15 protein-coding genes, 1 other RNA gene and 1 pseudogene are annotated in these 14836 nt (G+C 70.6%); 10 read left to right on the top strand and 7 right to left on the bottom strand.

What is annotated here, in order from left to right; all coding sequences use genetic code 11:
- Positions 1-43 precede the first annotated feature (43 nt).
- On the bottom strand, positions 44-991 hold the full coding sequence (locus QM634_RS01825) for an alpha/beta hydrolase family esterase (RefSeq protein ID WP_415041067.1): 948 nt from the start codon (positions 989-991) through the stop codon (positions 44-46).
- 159 nt (positions 992-1150) lie between these two features.
- On the opposite strand from QM634_RS01825, the gene def reads away from it, so the two are divergent.
- On the top strand, positions 1151-1726 hold the full coding sequence (gene def, locus QM634_RS01820; RefSeq protein ID WP_415041066.1) for a peptide deformylase: 576 nt from the start codon (positions 1151-1153) through the stop codon (positions 1724-1726).
- Between the two features lie 15 nt (positions 1727-1741).
- On the opposite strand, the gene QM634_RS01815 is transcribed toward def, so the two are convergent.
- Positions 1742-2518 carry an alpha/beta hydrolase family esterase gene (locus QM634_RS01815; RefSeq protein ID WP_415041132.1) on the bottom strand — a complete coding sequence of 259 codons (777 nt, stop codon included), beginning with the start codon at positions 2516-2518 and terminating at the stop codon, positions 1742-1744.
- 223 nt (positions 2519-2741) lie between these two features.
- On the opposite strand from QM634_RS01815, the pseudogene QM634_RS01810 reads away from it, so the two are divergent.
- From QM634_RS01810 to QM634_RS01800, 3 genes and pseudogenes are all read left to right on the top strand, one after another.
- Positions 2742-3020, top strand: a pseudogene (locus QM634_RS01810) (glycoside hydrolase family 1 protein); the annotation flags it as partial.
- Between the two features lie 79 nt (positions 3021-3099).
- Positions 3100-4083 (top strand): family 1 glycosylhydrolase, encoded by a 984-nt coding sequence (locus tag QM634_RS01805; protein ID WP_415041065.1) that lies wholly within the window; start codon positions 3100-3102, stop codon positions 4081-4083.
- On the top strand, positions 4080-4895 hold the full coding sequence (locus tag QM634_RS01800; RefSeq protein ID WP_415041064.1) for a maleylpyruvate isomerase family mycothiol-dependent enzyme: 816 nt from the start codon (positions 4080-4082) through the stop codon (positions 4893-4895). The genes QM634_RS01805 and QM634_RS01800 overlap by 4 nt, the downstream gene beginning before the upstream one ends.
- Here QM634_RS01800 and QM634_RS01795 read toward each other — a convergent pair whose 3' ends face one another.
- The 3 genes from QM634_RS01795 to QM634_RS01785 are packed head-to-tail and all read right to left on the bottom strand — an operon-like array spanning position 4896 to position 7134.
- Positions 4896-5717: a spermidine synthase gene (locus tag QM634_RS01795; protein ID WP_415041063.1), complete on the bottom strand. Its 822-nt coding sequence runs from the start codon at positions 5715-5717 to the stop codon at positions 4896-4898.
- Between the two features lie 7 nt (positions 5718-5724).
- Positions 5725-6645, bottom strand: a complete 921-nt coding sequence (locus QM634_RS01790) for an SURF1 family protein (protein WP_415041062.1) — start codon at positions 6643-6645, stop codon at positions 5725-5727.
- 3 nt (positions 6646-6648) lie between these two features.
- The gene (locus QM634_RS01785) at positions 6649-7134 is read right to left on the bottom strand and encodes a low molecular weight protein-tyrosine-phosphatase (protein ID WP_415041061.1); all 486 of its coding nucleotides are present in this window, start codon (positions 7132-7134) and stop codon (positions 6649-6651) included.
- A gap of 58 nt (positions 7135-7192) precedes the next feature.
- Between QM634_RS01785 and QM634_RS01780 the strand changes: the two genes are divergently transcribed.
- The 5 genes from QM634_RS01780 to QM634_RS01760 all read left to right on the top strand — a co-directional run bounded on the left by QM634_RS01780 (position 7193) and on the right by QM634_RS01760 (position 11488).
- Positions 7193-8320: a Nif3-like dinuclear metal center hexameric protein gene (locus tag QM634_RS01780; protein WP_415041060.1), complete on the top strand. Its 1128-nt coding sequence runs from the start codon at positions 7193-7195 to the stop codon at positions 8318-8320.
- A gap of 11 nt (positions 8321-8331) precedes the next feature.
- On the top strand, positions 8332-9069 hold the full coding sequence (locus QM634_RS01775) for a zinc ribbon domain-containing protein (protein WP_415041059.1): 738 nt from the start codon (positions 8332-8334) through the stop codon (positions 9067-9069).
- A complete protein-coding gene (locus tag QM634_RS01770; protein ID WP_415041131.1) occupies positions 9066-9704 on the top strand; it encodes a histidine phosphatase family protein in 639 nt (212 codons plus the stop codon). Before QM634_RS01775 ends, QM634_RS01770 begins: the two co-directional genes overlap by 4 nt.
- 29 nt (positions 9705-9733) lie before the next feature.
- Positions 9734-10133, top strand: an RNA gene (gene rnpB / locus QM634_RS01765) — RNase P RNA component class A.
- A 125-nt stretch (positions 10134-10258) separates the two neighbouring features.
- Positions 10259-11488 (top strand): S1 family peptidase, encoded by a 1230-nt coding sequence (locus QM634_RS01760; protein WP_415041058.1) that lies wholly within the window; start codon positions 10259-10261, stop codon positions 11486-11488.
- Here the strand turns inward: QM634_RS01760 and pip are convergent.
- Both pip and panB read right to left on the bottom strand, forming a co-directional pair.
- Positions 11485-12441, bottom strand: coding sequence for a prolyl aminopeptidase (gene pip / locus QM634_RS01755; RefSeq protein WP_415041057.1), 957 nt, complete (start codon positions 12439-12441; stop codon positions 11485-11487). The genes QM634_RS01760 and pip overlap by 4 nt on opposite strands.
- 26 nt (positions 12442-12467) lie before the next feature.
- Entirely contained in the window at positions 12468-13304 is an 837-nt protein-coding gene (gene panB, locus QM634_RS01750) for a 3-methyl-2-oxobutanoate hydroxymethyltransferase (protein WP_415041056.1), read from the bottom strand.
- 187 nt (positions 13305-13491) lie between these two features.
- Here panB and glnA point away from each other — a divergent pair, with 187 nt between their 5' ends.
- Positions 13492-14832 carry a type I glutamate--ammonia ligase gene (gene glnA, locus QM634_RS01745; RefSeq protein WP_415041055.1) on the top strand — a complete coding sequence of 447 codons (1341 nt, stop codon included), beginning with the start codon at positions 13492-13494 and terminating at the stop codon, positions 14830-14832.
- The last annotated feature ends 4 nt before the right edge of the window (positions 14833-14836 follow it).

Genomic DNA, 14836 nt, shown 5'->3' with positions numbered 1-14836 from the left:
GTCGACGATCGTCGCCGCGCGAGGACAATCCGCTCGCGCGAGGTCAGCTGCCGAACGACGAGGTGACGGCCCGCGCCTGGAAGAACTGCCAGATCAGGCTCGAGGTGTTGACCCGCTGGCCCGGCTCGATGAGCGAGGCGTAGGTCGGGTGGGGCCAGCCGTGGCCGCCGCCGTTGAAGCGCAGGTGGGTGATCATCGCACCGGAGCGGCACAGCGGCCAGTCGATGCGGGTGACGTTGCCGCCGGCCGAGCGGGTGACCGGCTTCTGGCAGCCGGCGCGCCGCGCCTGCTGGTTCAGGTACGCCGGCACGGGCTGGAGCTGATTGCCGAACTTCACCGCGCCCAGGTAGGGGACGATCGGGTCGGCGGTGCCGTGGAACACGATGGTCGACACCGGTCGTGTGCCACCACAGCCGGCCTCGGCCTGCGGGTAGAAGGCGCTCGAGATCAGCGCCATGGCGCGGAACCGTCCCGGCATCCGGCAGGTGAGCAGGTTCGTCAGACTGCCGCCGTTGGAGCGCCCGATCAGGAACACCCGGCCACGGTCGACGGAGGCCTCGGCGCCCACCTGGCTGAGGATGGCGCGCGTGAAGCCGATGTCGTCGGCGCGCGGGTTGGCGTACGGCGCGCCCTGCCAGGACTGCGGGCCGGCTGCGCTGCGCAGGCCGTCGGGGAAGACGGTGATGGCCGGCAGGCGCGTGAGCCCGGTGACGTGCTCGAACTCGACGGCCGACTGGCTGCGCGCGTGGAAGGCGAGGACCAGGGGCGTCGGAATGCCGCGGGTGTAGCCGGCGGGCATGTGGACGCGGTAGGAGCGCTGCACCCCGTTGACGACGACGGTGCGGACGGAGGTCTGTCCGGCGACGAACTTGCCGGCGGCCGGGTTGGACCCGTCCGCCGGGGCGGCGAAGGCTTGCTGGGTGACGCTGCTGCCGACGAGTCCGGCCGCGGCTAGGACACTGGCAGATAACGCGATACGACGAGAAGGCACGACGAACAGAATAGGGTCAATCGACGCGATGGCCTGCATTTATCCGGTTGGCGGATTGTCCGTTTCGCTGGCATCGTCGCTGGAACCGTGACCTTTTCGTCATCTTCGATGTGACGAGTATCACCACCCGGGCAGAGTGCCCGGGAGTAGGGAGTGGCCATGCCGATCGCCGAATTGTTGGAAATCGGGACACCGCGCACGATCGTGCGTTGGGGCACGCCGGTGCTTCACAAGAAGGCCGAGGCGGTGACCGACTACGGCCTCGAGCTGCAGCACCTTCTCGCCGACATGTTCGCCACCAATACGGCGGCCGAAGGCGCCGGGCTGGCGGCCCAGCAGATCGGTGTCGATTTGGCGGTGTTCATCTACGACTGCACCGACGAGACCGGTGCACGACGACGGGGTGTGGTCTGCAATCCCGAGGTGGCCTCGCCGGTCGGAGCCGATCGTCGACTCGCCACCGGCGACGAGGGCTGCCTGTCGCTGCCCGGTGCGTACCAGGAGCTGGCCCGACCGGAATGGGCGACGTGCCGGGGCTACGACCAGTTCGGCGAACCCGTCGTCGTGAGCGGCGGGGGCACGCTGGGCCGTTGTCTGCAGCATGAGACCGACCACACCAACGGGATCGTCTTCGAGGACCGGCTCTCGCGCCGCGCGCGCAAGGCGCTGCACGTCATGTTCGAGCGCGGCGCGGCCGACTATCCGCCGGATTGGCCCGTCACGCCGCACTCCTGATCGGCCGCTGCGGCCTCAGCTGCTCTGCAGACCCGGGCGCTGCAGCTGGAAGAACTGCCAGATGAGGGCTGCGGCGTTGATGTGGTTGGACGGGCGCCACATGGCTTCGGTCGAGCCGGGCCACCGGTGCGTCCCGCCGTCGATCCGCACGTGGCTGATCATGGTGCCGGGCGGCTGGCAGACGAACCAGTCGATGCGGGTGGTGTCCTTGGCGATTTGGTGCTCGACCGGCGGCGCGCAGGCGGCCTTGCGGGCCCAACCCTCCATGTAGGCGGGGATGGGCGGCAGCTGCGACCCGAACTTGTTCTCGCCGCCGTACGGGACGGTCCAGTCGGCGGTTCCGTGGAACTCGATGCGCGAGACGGTCGGTGCGTGTTCGCAGCCGACGTCCGCCTGCGGGTAGAAGGCGCCGGACACCAGGGCGATCGCCGCAAAGCGTCCCGGCATCTGGCAGGCGAGCATGTTGACCAGACCGGCGCCGTTGGAGCGCCCGACGGCGAAGACCCGACTCTTGTCGACGCAGGCCTGCGATTCGACCTGGTCGAGAATCGTCTTGGTCAGATCGAGGTCGTCGGCCACGGTCGGCGAGTACGGGGCGCCCTGCCACGAGTCCTCCCCGTCCAAGCCCGGCAGGCCCTCCGGGTAGACGACGATCGCGGGCAGGCGGGACAGCTGCGTGTAGTGCGCGAACCACTTAGCCTTCTCGCCCTTGCCGTGGAAGGCGAGGATCAGCGGCGTCGGCGTGTGCTTGCTGTAGTCCGAGGGGATGTGGATGTGGAAGTTCCGCTGCACGCCGTTGATCGTCGTGCTGCGGTCGAGCTTCGACTTGGGCGCCAGGTCGGCGGCCCCGCTGCACGCCGCGGCCGCGGTCGCCACGACCTTGGGAGCGGAGAGCGCCTGCTGGACGGCACTGCCGCCGACGAGGCCCACGGTGGCGAGAACACCGGCGGATAACGCAAGTCGACGAGAAAGCACGAGGACCAGAATAAGGTGAAACCCGACCGGGAGGGGAATCGTGGAGCTGGGCACGGCATGTCGTCGGGTGTTGACGCGGATCGGGGCGGCCACGGCGGCGGTCGCCGCCGTCCTGCTGGTCGTCCCCGCCGGGGCGGGGCACGCGGCACCGCCGCTGCCGAACGGGTTCCTGTGGGGCGTCGCGTCGTCGGGCTTCCAGTCGGAGGGCTCGCCGGGCGGACTGCCGGCCAGCAACTGGACCGTTGCCAAGCCGGATGTGACGCCCATCGGCCGGTCCATCGACTTCCGCCACCGGTACCGCGACGACATCGCCCTGGCCCGCGGGCTCGGTGTGAAGGTCTACCGCGTCGGCGTCGAATGGGCCCGCGTACAACCGTCGCGCACTCGGTTCGACGACCGTGAATGGGCGTTACTACGACGACATGATCGGGGCGATCGTGGCGGCCGGGATGCGCCCGATGATCACCATCGACCACTGGGTCTATCCGCAGTGGATGATGCGCGACGGCGGGTGGGCCAACCCGTCCGCGCCGCGCTGGTGGCTGCGGTACGCGCACCAGGTGGTCGACCGATTCGCCAGGTACGACCCGCTGTGGGTGACGTTCAACGAGCCGGTCATGAACATCCTGCAACAGGTCAACCGTGGGGAGATCTCGCCCGCGGCGGTGCCGATCATGCGTGACCGCATGGTGGCGGTCCACACCGGGATCTACCGGCACATCCACCGGGTCCAGCCGCGCGCAATGGTGACCTCGAACTCCGCGTACCTGCCGGCCGCCGAGCCGCTGATCGACGCGGAGCTGACCGACCGGTTCATGCGGCACGCCGACTTCGTCGGTGTCGACAATTACTACGCGTTCTCGCTGGGCAATCCGCTCGCGGCGGCCGGGGCCCTGCCGAAACTGCTCTCGGGCAGCCTGCAGAAGGCGATGCCCCGGCTGCCGATCAACGCCGAGGGCCTCTACTACGTGCTCCGCTACAACGCCCGCCGCTATCCGGGCAAGCAGATCTACGTCGTCGAATCCGGGATGCCGACCGCCGACGGTCATCCGCGCGCCGACGGGTATCGGCGCGGTGACCACCTCGCCGACCTGGTCTATTGGATGCAGCGCGCCCGGGCCGACGGGATTCCGGTCATCGGCTACAACTATTGGTCGCTCACCGACAACTACGAATGGGGCAGCTACACGCCGCGGTTCGGCCTCTATACGGTGAACGTGCTGCACGACCGCAGCCTGCGCCGCATCCCGACCGACGCCGTGCCGGTGTACCGCCGCATCGTCGCGCGGGGCGGCGTCGGACCGCACTACCGACTGAGCCGCGCCCCCGAGGGGTGTTCGGTCGTCGACCCGATGGCGAGCTGTCTGGAGCCCGTCGGATGACCGGCGGGTCCGCCGTCGACGCGGACTCGGTGATCGCCGCGCTCAACGAGGAATGGGCGGCGCTGCGCGAGCTGTTCGGCACCCTGTCCGACGACCAGTTCGCCGCGCCGTCGGTGCTTCCGGGATGGTCGAACGCCGACGTCCTGGCCCATGTGATCGGCACCGAGAGCCTGCTGGCCGGTCGACCGCTGCCCGAGCACGACGTGTCCGGGCGCGCCCATGTGCGCAACCAGATCGGCGAGCTCAACGAGAAGTGGCTCGACGAGCTGCGCGGCCGTGACCGCTCCACCCTCCTGGCCGACTTCGACGCCATCACGGCCGAGCGCTCGACGTCTTTGGCGGCGATGTCGGAGGAGGAGCTCGCCGCGGAGACCATGACGCCCGCCGGACCGGACAGCTATGCGCGGTTCATGCGGATCCGCGTCTTCGACTGTTGGATCCACGAACTGGACGTCCGCGACGGACTCGGGCTCACGCCGCCGCTGACCGCGGGGCCGGCCGCCGTAGCGGTGGACGAGGCCGCGGCCTCCCTGCCCTACGTGCTCGCCAAGCGGGTCGGGGTGCCGCCGGGCAACACGGTCGCGTTCGCATTGACCGGCCTGGTTGACCGGGTGCTCGTCGTCGAGGTGGGCGAGCGGGCCCGATTGGTCCCACCCGGCGGGGCCGCGCCGGATGTGGCGCTCGACCTCGACACCTGCGACTTCTTCCGCCTCATCGGCGGGCGACGCGACGCCGATCCCGCATCGGTGCGGGTCGTCGGCGATCGGGAACTGGGCGAGCAGATCGCCGCGAACCTCGCCTACACGATCTGATCAGCCCGCCTCGGGCGCCCGGTCGTGCCGAGGGGCCGCGCCGCCGGCGAAGGCGCGCGTGCGCGCGGCGTCGAGGATCTGGGCCGGCTGCGGGTCGGCCAACAGGGTGCGGGTGAGCGCGGCGGTGACCTCGATGGGCCGATCGCTCGCCGCGATGACGACGTTGCCCGTGCGGCGCCCTTTGAGCATGGCCGCGTCGGCGACGAGCACGACGTGGCCGAAGACGCTCGCGATCGTGGCCACCTCGGACCGTGCCAGGGCCAGCCGGCGGTCGTCGGCGCAGTTGACCAGGTAGAGACCGCCGTCGTCGAGCAGCTCGGCCACCGCTCGGGTGAACTCGACGGTCGTCAGATGCTCGGGTGCCCGGTCCCCGGCGAAGGCGTCGCGGACCACGATGTCCCGGGTGCCCGACGTCAACTGCTCGACGACGTCACGGGCGTCACCCACCCGGATGCGCAGCGCGGGGGAGCGGGGCAGGTCGAACCACTCGCGCGCATAGGCGGCCAACGCGGCATCGATCTCGACGGCGACCTGTCGCGCACCGGGATGGCGGTGGTCGACGTAGCGCGGCAGCGCACACGCGGCCGCGCCGAGGTGCAGGACCCGCGGGCCGCGCGACCCGCTGGGGAACCGCTGCTCGATGAGCGTGGCCATCTGTCGCATGTATTCGAAGTCCAGGCGCCCGGGATCGTCCGGGTCGATGTGGCTGCTCTCGGCGCCGTTGATCGTGACCAGCCACCCGCCGCCCACCGGCGACAGCTCGGCGGTGCCGCTGTCGATCGGGTACCGGCCCGGTTCGGGCCCGCTGCTGCGTGCGGCCACCGCCCGGTCAGTCCCGGCCGTAGCGGTCGGCGAGCTTGCGCTTGACCTCGGGGGCGGTGTCGTCGACGTCCGGCGCGGCACCGATGGACTGGCGCTGTTTCGCCCCGGTGGTGAATCCCGCGTCGCGCAGCCGATCCTTGGTCGTCGACTCGCCGGTCGTCGACCCGGTCTGCGGGGCGCCGGGCTCGTCGTCGCGGTGGCGTCGCACCCGGAACTCCGAGTACAGGAAGTAGGCGACGCCGAGCGGGGCCATGATGCCGAAGGCCAGCCACTGCAGACCGTACGACAGGTACGGCCCCGCATCGAGCTGGGGCAATTCGATCGGACCGAGTGACCCCGGCTGGTCGGCCGAGAGCTGCAGGTAGAACGGCGCGAGGTCGAGGTGCTGGGCGCGGCCCACGTCGGCGGGGTCGATCGAGTACGCGGTCATCGTGTCGCCGATGGGCCCCACCGCACGGCCGGGCGCCGTGCCCTCGCTGCGGCGGATCCGCGCGTTGATGGTCACCGTTCCCCCCGGCGGTGGCGCGACCGTCGGGATCGCCGCGGCCTTGGGCGGACGCACGTATCCGCGGTTCACCAGGTAGACGGTGCCGGCCGCCTCGAACGGGGTGAGGACCTCGACGGCGGGTTGCTCGTCGATGTGCCGCAGTCGGACCAGGACCTGGTCGGCGGGCCGATAGCTGCCGGTGAGAGTGACCTCCCGCCACTCGGTGTCCGGCCCCGGTGCGCGGGGGTCGGGGACGACGTCGGCGATGGGCACCGGCGGGGTCGCGGCGGCGGCGCGGATCAGTTCGTTGCGGTGCGAGGTCGTGGTGTTCTTCCCCAGTTGCCAGGGGGCGAGCACCGAGAAGCACAGGGCGGCGAAGGCGATGACGACCAGGCCCAGCACGATCCAGCCGGGGCGCAACACGGCGCGCAGCGCGGACATGCCTCAGCCCGCGTCGGACTCGCGCAGCTCGGCGCGGACCCAGTCGAGGATTCCGGGGACGGCGGCTTCGATCTGCTCGCGGACCCGGGCGAAGTCGTCCTCGGTGCCGTAGTACGGGTCGGGGACGTCGTCGGCCGGATCGGAGGCGGGGTCGAAGCTGCGCAGCAATCGCACGCGATCGCCGACGCGTTTGCGCTCCAGTGCGCGCACGTGGTCGGAGTCCATCGCGAGGATCAGGTCGGCGGGGAAGTGCTCGGGCCCGAACTGGGCGGCGACGTGGCCGTCGGGGTACCCGTGGGCGAGGAGTTCGGCCCGCGCGCGGTTGTCGGCCGGGTGGCCCACGTGCCATCCGCTCGTGCCCGCGCTGACGACGTCCACGTGATCGGCCAGGTCCGCCTGCTCCAGCGCGTGGCGCAGGATGTTCTGTCCCATGGGCGACCGGCAGATGTTGCCGGTGCACACCACGCAGATGAGGAGTTTGTCGGTCATGGCACCCACCAGCCTACGGGTGGCCGCAACCGGTCGCTCGGGTCGGTACGCTCGCGATATGAAGAGCGTGACGCTGGCGAGCATCATCGCCCGGCTCGAGACGGCCTTCCCGCCGACGCTGGCGCAGGAGTGGGATTCGGTGGGCCTGGTCTGCGGCGATCCGGCCGAGACGGTCGAGCGGGTCCTGGTGTGCGTCGACGTGACCGCCGAGGTCGTCGACGAGGCGGCGTCGAGTGGATGCGGCCTCGTCGTCGCGCACCACCCGCTGCTGCTTCGCGGGGTGGACACGGTCGCCGCGTCAACGCCGAAGGGCGCACTGGTCCACCGGCTCATCCGCGCCGGCTGTGCGCTCTACACCGCCCACACCAACGCCGACAGCGCCCGACCCGGGGTGTCCGACGCATTGGCGGACCTCCTCGGCGTGATCGACACCGTTCCGCTGGAACCGGTGCCGACCGGGCCGCTCGACAAGTGGGTCGTCATGGTGCCGGTCGACGACGCACCCGCGCTCCGGGCGGGGCTCTTCGGCGCCGGTGCGGGGGAGATCGGCGACTACCGCCACTGCGCGTGGACGGTCGTGGGCACGGGTCAGTTCGAACCGTTGCCCGGCGCCCGGCCGGCGATCGGCGCCGTCGGCGGGGTGTCGCAGGTCGAAGAGGCGCGCGTCGAGGTCGTGGCGCCCCGGTCGGCCCGCGCGGCGGTCCACGCGGCGCTCCGGCAAACCCACCCGTACGAGGAGCCCGCGTTCGACGTCCTCGAGCTCGCCGCGCTGCCCTCGGGGATCGGCCTGGGGCGGGTCGGCGAGCTCGTCGAGGAGACGACGCTGGCCGGGTTCGTCGCCGTTGTCGGTCGGCGGCTGCGGATGGCGCCGTGGGGGATCCGCGCCGCCGGCGATCCCGACCGCCGCATCCGTCGTGTCGCGGTGTGCGGCGGGGCGGGCGACTCGCTGATCGGTGCGGCCGCCCGCGCGGGTGCCGACGTGTACCTGACCGGGGACCTGCGCCACCACGTCGTCGACGAGTCGTTGCGCGCCGGTGGACCGGCATTCATCGACGCCGGCCACTGGGCGACCGAGTTCCCGTGGTGTGCGCCGACCGCCGAGCTCATCGCCGGGCTCGGCGTGCCGGCGACGGTGTTCGAGCAGCCCACCGATCCATTCGGGCTGAGCGCCGCGCCGCACGGCTAGACTCGCTTCCCATGAAGGTGGCGGCGGGACGACAGCGGATCATGCTCGAATTGGCCGAGGTCGACGGCGACCTGGCCAAGCTGCGCCACCGGCGCGCCAACCTGCCCGAGGACCGGGAGATCGCCGAGTTGGGCGAGCAGGTCGGGGTCGCACGCGACGACGCGGTCCGCGCCGACATCGCCGCCCAAGACCTGGACCGCGAGTACAAGCGGCTCGACACCGAGATCTCCGGGATGCGCACGCGCGAGGAACACGACTCCCAGTTGCTGAACCAGGCCGGCATGGCCCCCAAGGCGCTGTCGGAGCTGCAGCACGAGCTGTCCGGGCTCACCCGCCGCCGCGCGGTGGCCGAGGACGAGCTGCTCGAGTTGATGGAGCAGCAGGAGGCCACCACGGCGGAGAAGACTCGCGCCGAGGCCGCGGTCGACGACCTGCAGGCCCGAATCGCGCGCGTCACCGAATCGCGCGACATCGCCGCCCAGGACCTCGACGCCTCGATCGCCGACCTGCAAGAGCGGCGCGCCACGATCGCCGCCGAGGCCCCCGCCGAGCTGGTCACCGTCTACGACCGTCAGCACTCGCACGGCAAACCGGGCGCCGGGCTGTTGCGCCAGCGCCGCTGCGGCGCCTGCCGCATGGAACTGGACCGTGGCACGCTGTCGCAGATCGCCGCCGCCGACGAGGACGAGGTCGTGCGCTGCGAGGAGTGCGGGGCGCTGCTCATCCGCACCCACGAGTCCGGACTCTGACCGGCGTGGCCGAGTCCACCCGGCTGGTCCTGCTCCGCCACGGTCAGACGCCGCTGTCTGTCGACCGCCGCTACTCCGGACGCGACGACGTCGCCCTGACCGAACTCGGCACCGACCAAGCCCGCAAAGCCGCGGCCCGCCTGGCGAACTGGCCGATCGACGCGATCATCTGCTCGCCGCTGCAACGGACGCGACAGACGGCGGCACCGCTGGCCGCCGCGACGGGACTGCCGATCACCGTCGACGAGCGCCTCATCGAGACCGACTTCGGTCGGTGGGAGGGCCTGACGTTCGCCGAGGCCGCCGCCCTCGACCCGGAACTGCACCGCGCGTGGGTCGGCGACGAGACCGTCGCACCGCCCGACGGGGAGAGCTTCGCCGACACCGCGCGGCGGGTCGCCCAGGCGCGGGCGGCGATCGTCGAGGAGCACCCGGGTCGCACCGTGGTGCTCGTCAGCCACGTCACGCCGATCAAGTCGTTGCTGCGCGATGCGATGCGGGTCGGCCCCGAGTTGCTCTACGGCCTGCACCTCGACCTCGCGTCGGTGTCGCTGGTGGAGTACTTCGGCACCGATCGCTCCGTCGGGCGACTGGTCAACGACACGTCTCACCTGCGCAGTTACCCGCTGGCCTAGCGCGGGTCCGTGTACCCTGAACGGGCGAACGAGTCGGCCAGGCGGCCGCGTCGCGCGGAACGACCGGTCTCCCGGCACGCCGCGCGCCGAGGAAAGTCCGGACTCCACAGAGCAGGGTGGTTGCTAACGGCAACCCGAGGTGACTCGCGGGACAGTGCCACAGAAAACAAACCGCCGGCGCAAGTCGGTAAGGGTGAAACGGTGCGGTAAGAGCGCACCAGCGGCGCGGGTGACCGCGTCGGCTAGGTAAACCCCACCCGGAGCAAGGTCGAAGCCCGCACCGATTCGGTGCAGGTGCGCGGGCGTTCGAGGGCTGCTCGCCCGAGCCCGCGGGTGGACTGCTCGAGGCACCCGGCGACGGTGTGCCCAGATGGATGGTCGCCCCCGCCTCCGGCGGGACAGGATCCGGCTTATCGGCCGACTCGTTCGCCCCGCGCACCCTGCGTCATTCGGCCGACGCGCATCCATCGCGCGACGGCCGCGTCGGCTACGGTGGCAGGGCCGAATCAAGCCGGTCCCACGGGCCGGCGCCCAGTCTGAAACGGGGCAGAGGAATGACGAAGACAGCAAGGCTCGCCGGTGTGCTCGCCGCGGCACTCATCGGCGTCTCGGCCGGTGCCGGTCCGGCCATGGCCGACGAGAGCCCCATCGATCACGCGTACAAGGCGACGGTGTTCCTCGTGCAGGACATCACCGCCTCGGTGAAGATCCCGTTGCAGAGCGGGGCGCGCTGGAAAGAGCTCAAGGTCCAGAGCACCTGCACCGGCTACGTCGTCGACCCCGCCGGCTACATCGCGACGGCCGCGCACTGCGTCGACACCGGCGACGAGTCGATGAAGAACCTGTTCCGCAAGGAAGCCGTCCTGTCCATCATGGGCGACGTCCCGGCCGCCCAGCAGATCGCCGCCCGGGCGGTCAGCGAGGGCTGGGAGGTCCGCGGCGCCGGTGGCGAGGGCGACAAGCCGTCGATGTCGGTGCGGGTCAAGCAGCCGGTCGGCGATCACCAGATCATCCGCGACTGGACGCCCGCGCAGGTCGTCGACTACCAGACCTTCAAGGACGGCGACAACGCCGTGCTGAAGCTGAGCGCCGCGCCCTCCGGACTCGTCGCACTGCCCATCGCCGCGACAGCCCCGGCGATCGGCGAGGACATCACCAGCATCGGTTTCCCCGGCCAGATCCGGCGCACCGTGAACGACTCCACCCTCCCGCAGCCGTCGTTCAAGGCCGGCAAGGTCTCCTCGCGCCAGCAGAACGACGCCGGCGTCGGCCAGACCGAAGTGTCCTCCACGCTGGGCAAAGGGATGTCGGGCGGCCCGACGATCAACGGCAAGGGTGAGGTCGTCGGCACGAACTCGTGGGTGACGCGCGACTCCAGCGGCCAGGAGACCCAGGCCTTCAACTTCATCACCGACAACGTCGAACTGCGCGACTACCTGCGGAAGAACGGCGTGAGCCTCGCCGGTGCCGAAAGCGGCGGGCTGAACATGTGGGTGTGGCTCGCCCCGCTGATCGGGATCATCGTGCTCGGCGCGGTCGCGGTCCTGGTCTGGGCCCTCAAGCGCAAGTCGTCCCGACCAGCCCAGCCCGCGCTCGCCGGCTTCCCGCCCCCGGGGATGCCGCAGCAGCAGCCGAACCCCTTCGGGCCCCCGACGACCCCGCCGCCGCCCGGTCCGCCGCCGGGTCCGTCGGCCAACCCATTCGGCCCGCCGTCGGGTCCGCCGCCCGGCCGGCCGGGTCCGTACGGCCCGCCGCCCGGCGGCAACCCGTTCGGTCCGCGCTAGCGGTCGGCGAAGCGGTCCGTTGCGGTGACCAGGGCGTCGACGATGCCGGGCTCGAACGACGCGTGTCCGGCGTCGTCGATGATGGTCAGCTCGGCCGACGGCCAGGCGCGGTGCAGGTCCCAGGCGCTGCGCATCGGACAGACCACGTCGTAGCGTCCCTGCACGATGACCGCCGGGATGTCGGCGAGGACGCCGACGTTCTCGAGCAGCTGGCCCTCGCGCAGGAAGCCGTGGTTCACGAAGTAGTGGTTCTCGATGGTCGCGAAGGCGAGCGCGAACCGCGCCTGGTCGTCCTCGGCCGACTCGGTCCGGGGAAGTAGGTAGCTGGTCGAGGACTCCCACCGCGTCCACGCCAGCGCAGCCTCCTGCGCGAGCTCTCGGTCGGAGCCGGTGAGGAGTCGGTGATAGGCGGCGACCAGGTCGCCGTCGCGCTCATCGGGTGGGATCGGCGCCAGGTACCCCTCCCAGCGGTCGGGGTAGATGTGGGCCGCGCCGCCGTTGTAGTACCAGTCGATCTCGTCGCGCCGCAGCAGGAAGATCCCCCGCAACACCAGCTCGGTCACCCGATCCGGATGGGCCTGCGCGTAGGCCAGTGCCAGGGTCGAGCCCCAGGAGCCGCCGAACACCTGCCAGCGGTCGATGCCCAGGTGGGCGCGCAGCACCTCCATGTCGGCGATCAGATGATCGGTGGTGTTGACCGTCAGGTCCGCCCCGTCGGCGATGTGCGGCCGCGACTTCCCGCAGCCGCGCTGATCGAACAGCGCGATCCGATAGCCGGCGGGGTCGAAGAAGCGGCGCTGCATGCCCGACGTCCCGCCCCCGGGTCCGCCGTGCACGAAGACCACCGGTTTGCCCTCGGGGTTGCCCGAGACCTCCCAGTAGACCTCCTGGCCGTCGCCGACGTCCAGGAAGCCGTGGTCGTGCGGTTCGATGTCTGGGTACAGCTCGCGCATGCACCCAGACTAGAGACCGTCGCCGATCAGTAGCTGTGCTCGGGGCCGGGGAAGGTGCCGCGGGCGACCTCGTCGGCGTAGGCGGCGGCCGCGTCGCGCAGCTCGTCGCCGATGTTGGCGAAGCGCTTGACGAACTTGGCGGTCTTGCCGCTGGTGAGCCCGGCCATGTCCTGCCAGACGAGGACCTGGGCGTCGGTCTCGTTGCCGGCACCGATGCCCACGGTCGGGATGGTGAGCTTGCGGGTGATCTGGGCGGCGAGCTCGGCCGGCACCATCTCCATGACGACGGCGAAGGCGCCCGCCTCCTGGACCGCGATGGCGTCCGCGATGAGCTGGTCGGCGCCGTCGCCGCGGCCCTGCACGCGATAGCCGCCGAGACCGTTGACGCTCTGCGGCGTGAAGCCGATGTGCGCCATCACCGGGATACCCGCCGCGGACAGGGTCGCGATCTGATCGGCGACGCGCTCACCGCCCTCGAGCTTCACTGCATGCGCGCCGGTCTCCTTGAAGTAGCGGACCGACGACTCGAGCGCCTGCTGCGGGCCGGCCTCGTAGGTGCCGAAGGGCAGGTCGGCGACGACCAGCGCGTGCGGGGCGCCGCGGACCACGGCGCGCACCAGCGGGATCATCTCGTCGAGCGTGACCGGGATGGTGGTGTCGTAGCCGTAGACGGTGTTGGCACCGGAGTCGCCGACGAGCAGGACCGGGATTCCGGCCTCGTCGAACCGCGCGGCGGTGGAGTAGTCGTAGCAGGTCAGCATCGACCACTTCTGGCCGTCGGCCTTCATCTGGGCGAGGTGCTGGATGCGGGTGGCGCGGCGGGGCTGGTCGCCGGTCGAGCCATACACGGGTGCATCGGACATGACGTGTCTCTTTTCTGCCTCGAGTCCCGAAATCGGGTACCCGGGTTGATGATGGACGCTTTTGATTCTCCCACCGCCGGGCCGCCCGGGCCAGTGGAGCTTTTCGTGCGCTTGGTCACACCCCGCCGGTCGGCAAAAGCCCAAGAAGTAACACGCCTGTAACAGGTTGCTTCTAGGCTCGGCGAATATGGACCGCCAAAAAGAGTTCGTGCTCCGGACGCTCGAAGAACGTGACATCCGCTTCGTGCGGCTTTGGTTCACCGACGTCCTTGGCTATCTGAAGTCGGTCGCGATCGCCCCCGCCGAACTCGAGGGCGCCTTCGAGGAGGGGATCGGATTCGACGGCTCGGCGATCGAGGGCTTCTCCCGCGTCTCCGAGGCCGACACGGTCGCCAAGCCCGACCCCTCGACCTTCCAGGTCCTGCCGTGGACCACCTCCGACGGGCGGCACCACTCGGCGCGCATGTTCTGTGACGTCGTCATGCCCGACGGGACGCCGTCGTGGGCCGATTCGCGGCAGGTGCTGCGCCGGCAGATGAACAAGGCGGCCGAGAAGGGCTTCTCCTGCTACGTCCACCCGGAGATCGAGTTCTTCCTGCTCAAGGACATGCCCACCGACGGTGCCGAGCCGGTGCCCGCGGACCAGGGCGGCTACTTCGACCAGACGGTGCACAACGCGGCCCCCAACTTCCGCCGCCACGCGATCGACGCGCTCGAGTCGATGGGCATCTCGGTGGAGTTCTCCCACCACGAGGGCGCACCCGGCCAGCAGGAGATCGACCTGCGCTTCGCCGACGCCCTGTCGATGGCCGACAACGTCATGACCTTCCGCTACCTCATCAAGGAGGTCGCGATCAACGAGGGCGTCTCGGCGACGTTCATGCCCAAGCCGTTCAGCGAATACGCCGGCTCGGCGATGCACACGCACATGAGCCTTTTCGAGGGCGAGGAGAACGCCTTCCACGACCCGGACGACCCGCTGCAGCTCTCGCCGGTCGGCAAGCAGTTCATCGCCGGCATCCTGCACCACGCGCCGGAGATCAGCGCGGTGACCAACCAGTGGGTCAACAGCTACAAGCGCCTCATCCACGGCGGTGAGGCCCCGACGGCCGCGACCTGGGGCCGGGCCAACCGTTCGGCGCTCGTCCGGGTGCCGCTGTACACCCCGAACAAGTCGTCGTCGCGCCGCGTGGAGGTGCGCAGCCCCGATTCGGCCTGCAACCCCTACCTGACGTTCGCGGTGCTGATGGCCGCCGGGCTCAAGGGCATCGCCGAGGGCTACGACCTGCCCGAAGAGGCCGAGGACGATGTGTGGGCCCTCACCCCCGGTGAGCGCCGCGCCATGGGTTACCGGGAGCTGCCGGGCAGTCTCGCCGACGCGCTCAACGAGATGGAGAAGTCCGAACTGGTCGCCGAGGCGCTCGGCGAGCACGTCTTCGACTACTTCCTGCGCAACAAGTGGGCGGAGTGGACCGATTATCGGAGCTACGTGACCCCGTTCGAGCTGCGCAACTACCTGCCGCTGTAGGGCG

The sequence above is a fragment of the Gordonia sp. (in: high G+C Gram-positive bacteria) genome, assembly GCF_047606305.1.
Taxonomy (GTDB): Bacteria; Actinomycetota; Actinomycetes; order Mycobacteriales; family Mycobacteriaceae; genus Gordonia.
The sequence above is the reverse complement of the archived record's forward strand: the minus strand, read 5'-3'. Positions and strand labels throughout refer to the sequence as shown.

Excerpts from the sequence above, each read along its gene's own strand:
- def (WP_415041066.1), top strand. The coding sequence starts at position 1,151 with ATGCCGATCGCCGAATTGTTGGAAATCGGGACACCGCGCACGATCGTG.
- QM634_RS01800 (WP_415041064.1), top strand. The coding sequence starts at position 4,080 with ATGACCGGCGGGTCCGCCGTCGACGCGGACTCGGTGATCGCCGCGCTC.
- QM634_RS01790 (WP_415041062.1), bottom strand. The coding sequence starts at position 6,645 with ATGTCCGCGCTGCGCGCCGTGTTGCGCCCCGGCTGGATCGTGCTGGGC.
- QM634_RS01785 (WP_415041061.1), bottom strand. The coding sequence starts at position 7,134 with ATGACCGACAAACTCCTCATCTGCGTGGTGTGCACCGGCAACATCTGC.
- QM634_RS01780 (WP_415041060.1), top strand. The coding sequence starts at position 7,193 with ATGAAGAGCGTGACGCTGGCGAGCATCATCGCCCGGCTCGAGACGGCC.
- QM634_RS01775 (WP_415041059.1), top strand. The coding sequence starts at position 8,332 with ATGAAGGTGGCGGCGGGACGACAGCGGATCATGCTCGAATTGGCCGAG.
- QM634_RS01760 (WP_415041058.1), top strand. The coding sequence starts at position 10,259 with ATGACGAAGACAGCAAGGCTCGCCGGTGTGCTCGCCGCGGCACTCATC.
- pip (WP_415041057.1), bottom strand. The coding sequence starts at position 12,441 with ATGCGCGAGCTGTACCCAGACATCGAACCGCACGACCACGGCTTCCTG.
- panB (WP_415041056.1), bottom strand. The coding sequence starts at position 13,304 with ATGTCCGATGCACCCGTGTATGGCTCGACCGGCGACCAGCCCCGCCGC.
- glnA (WP_415041055.1), top strand. The coding sequence starts at position 13,492 with ATGGACCGCCAAAAAGAGTTCGTGCTCCGGACGCTCGAAGAACGTGAC.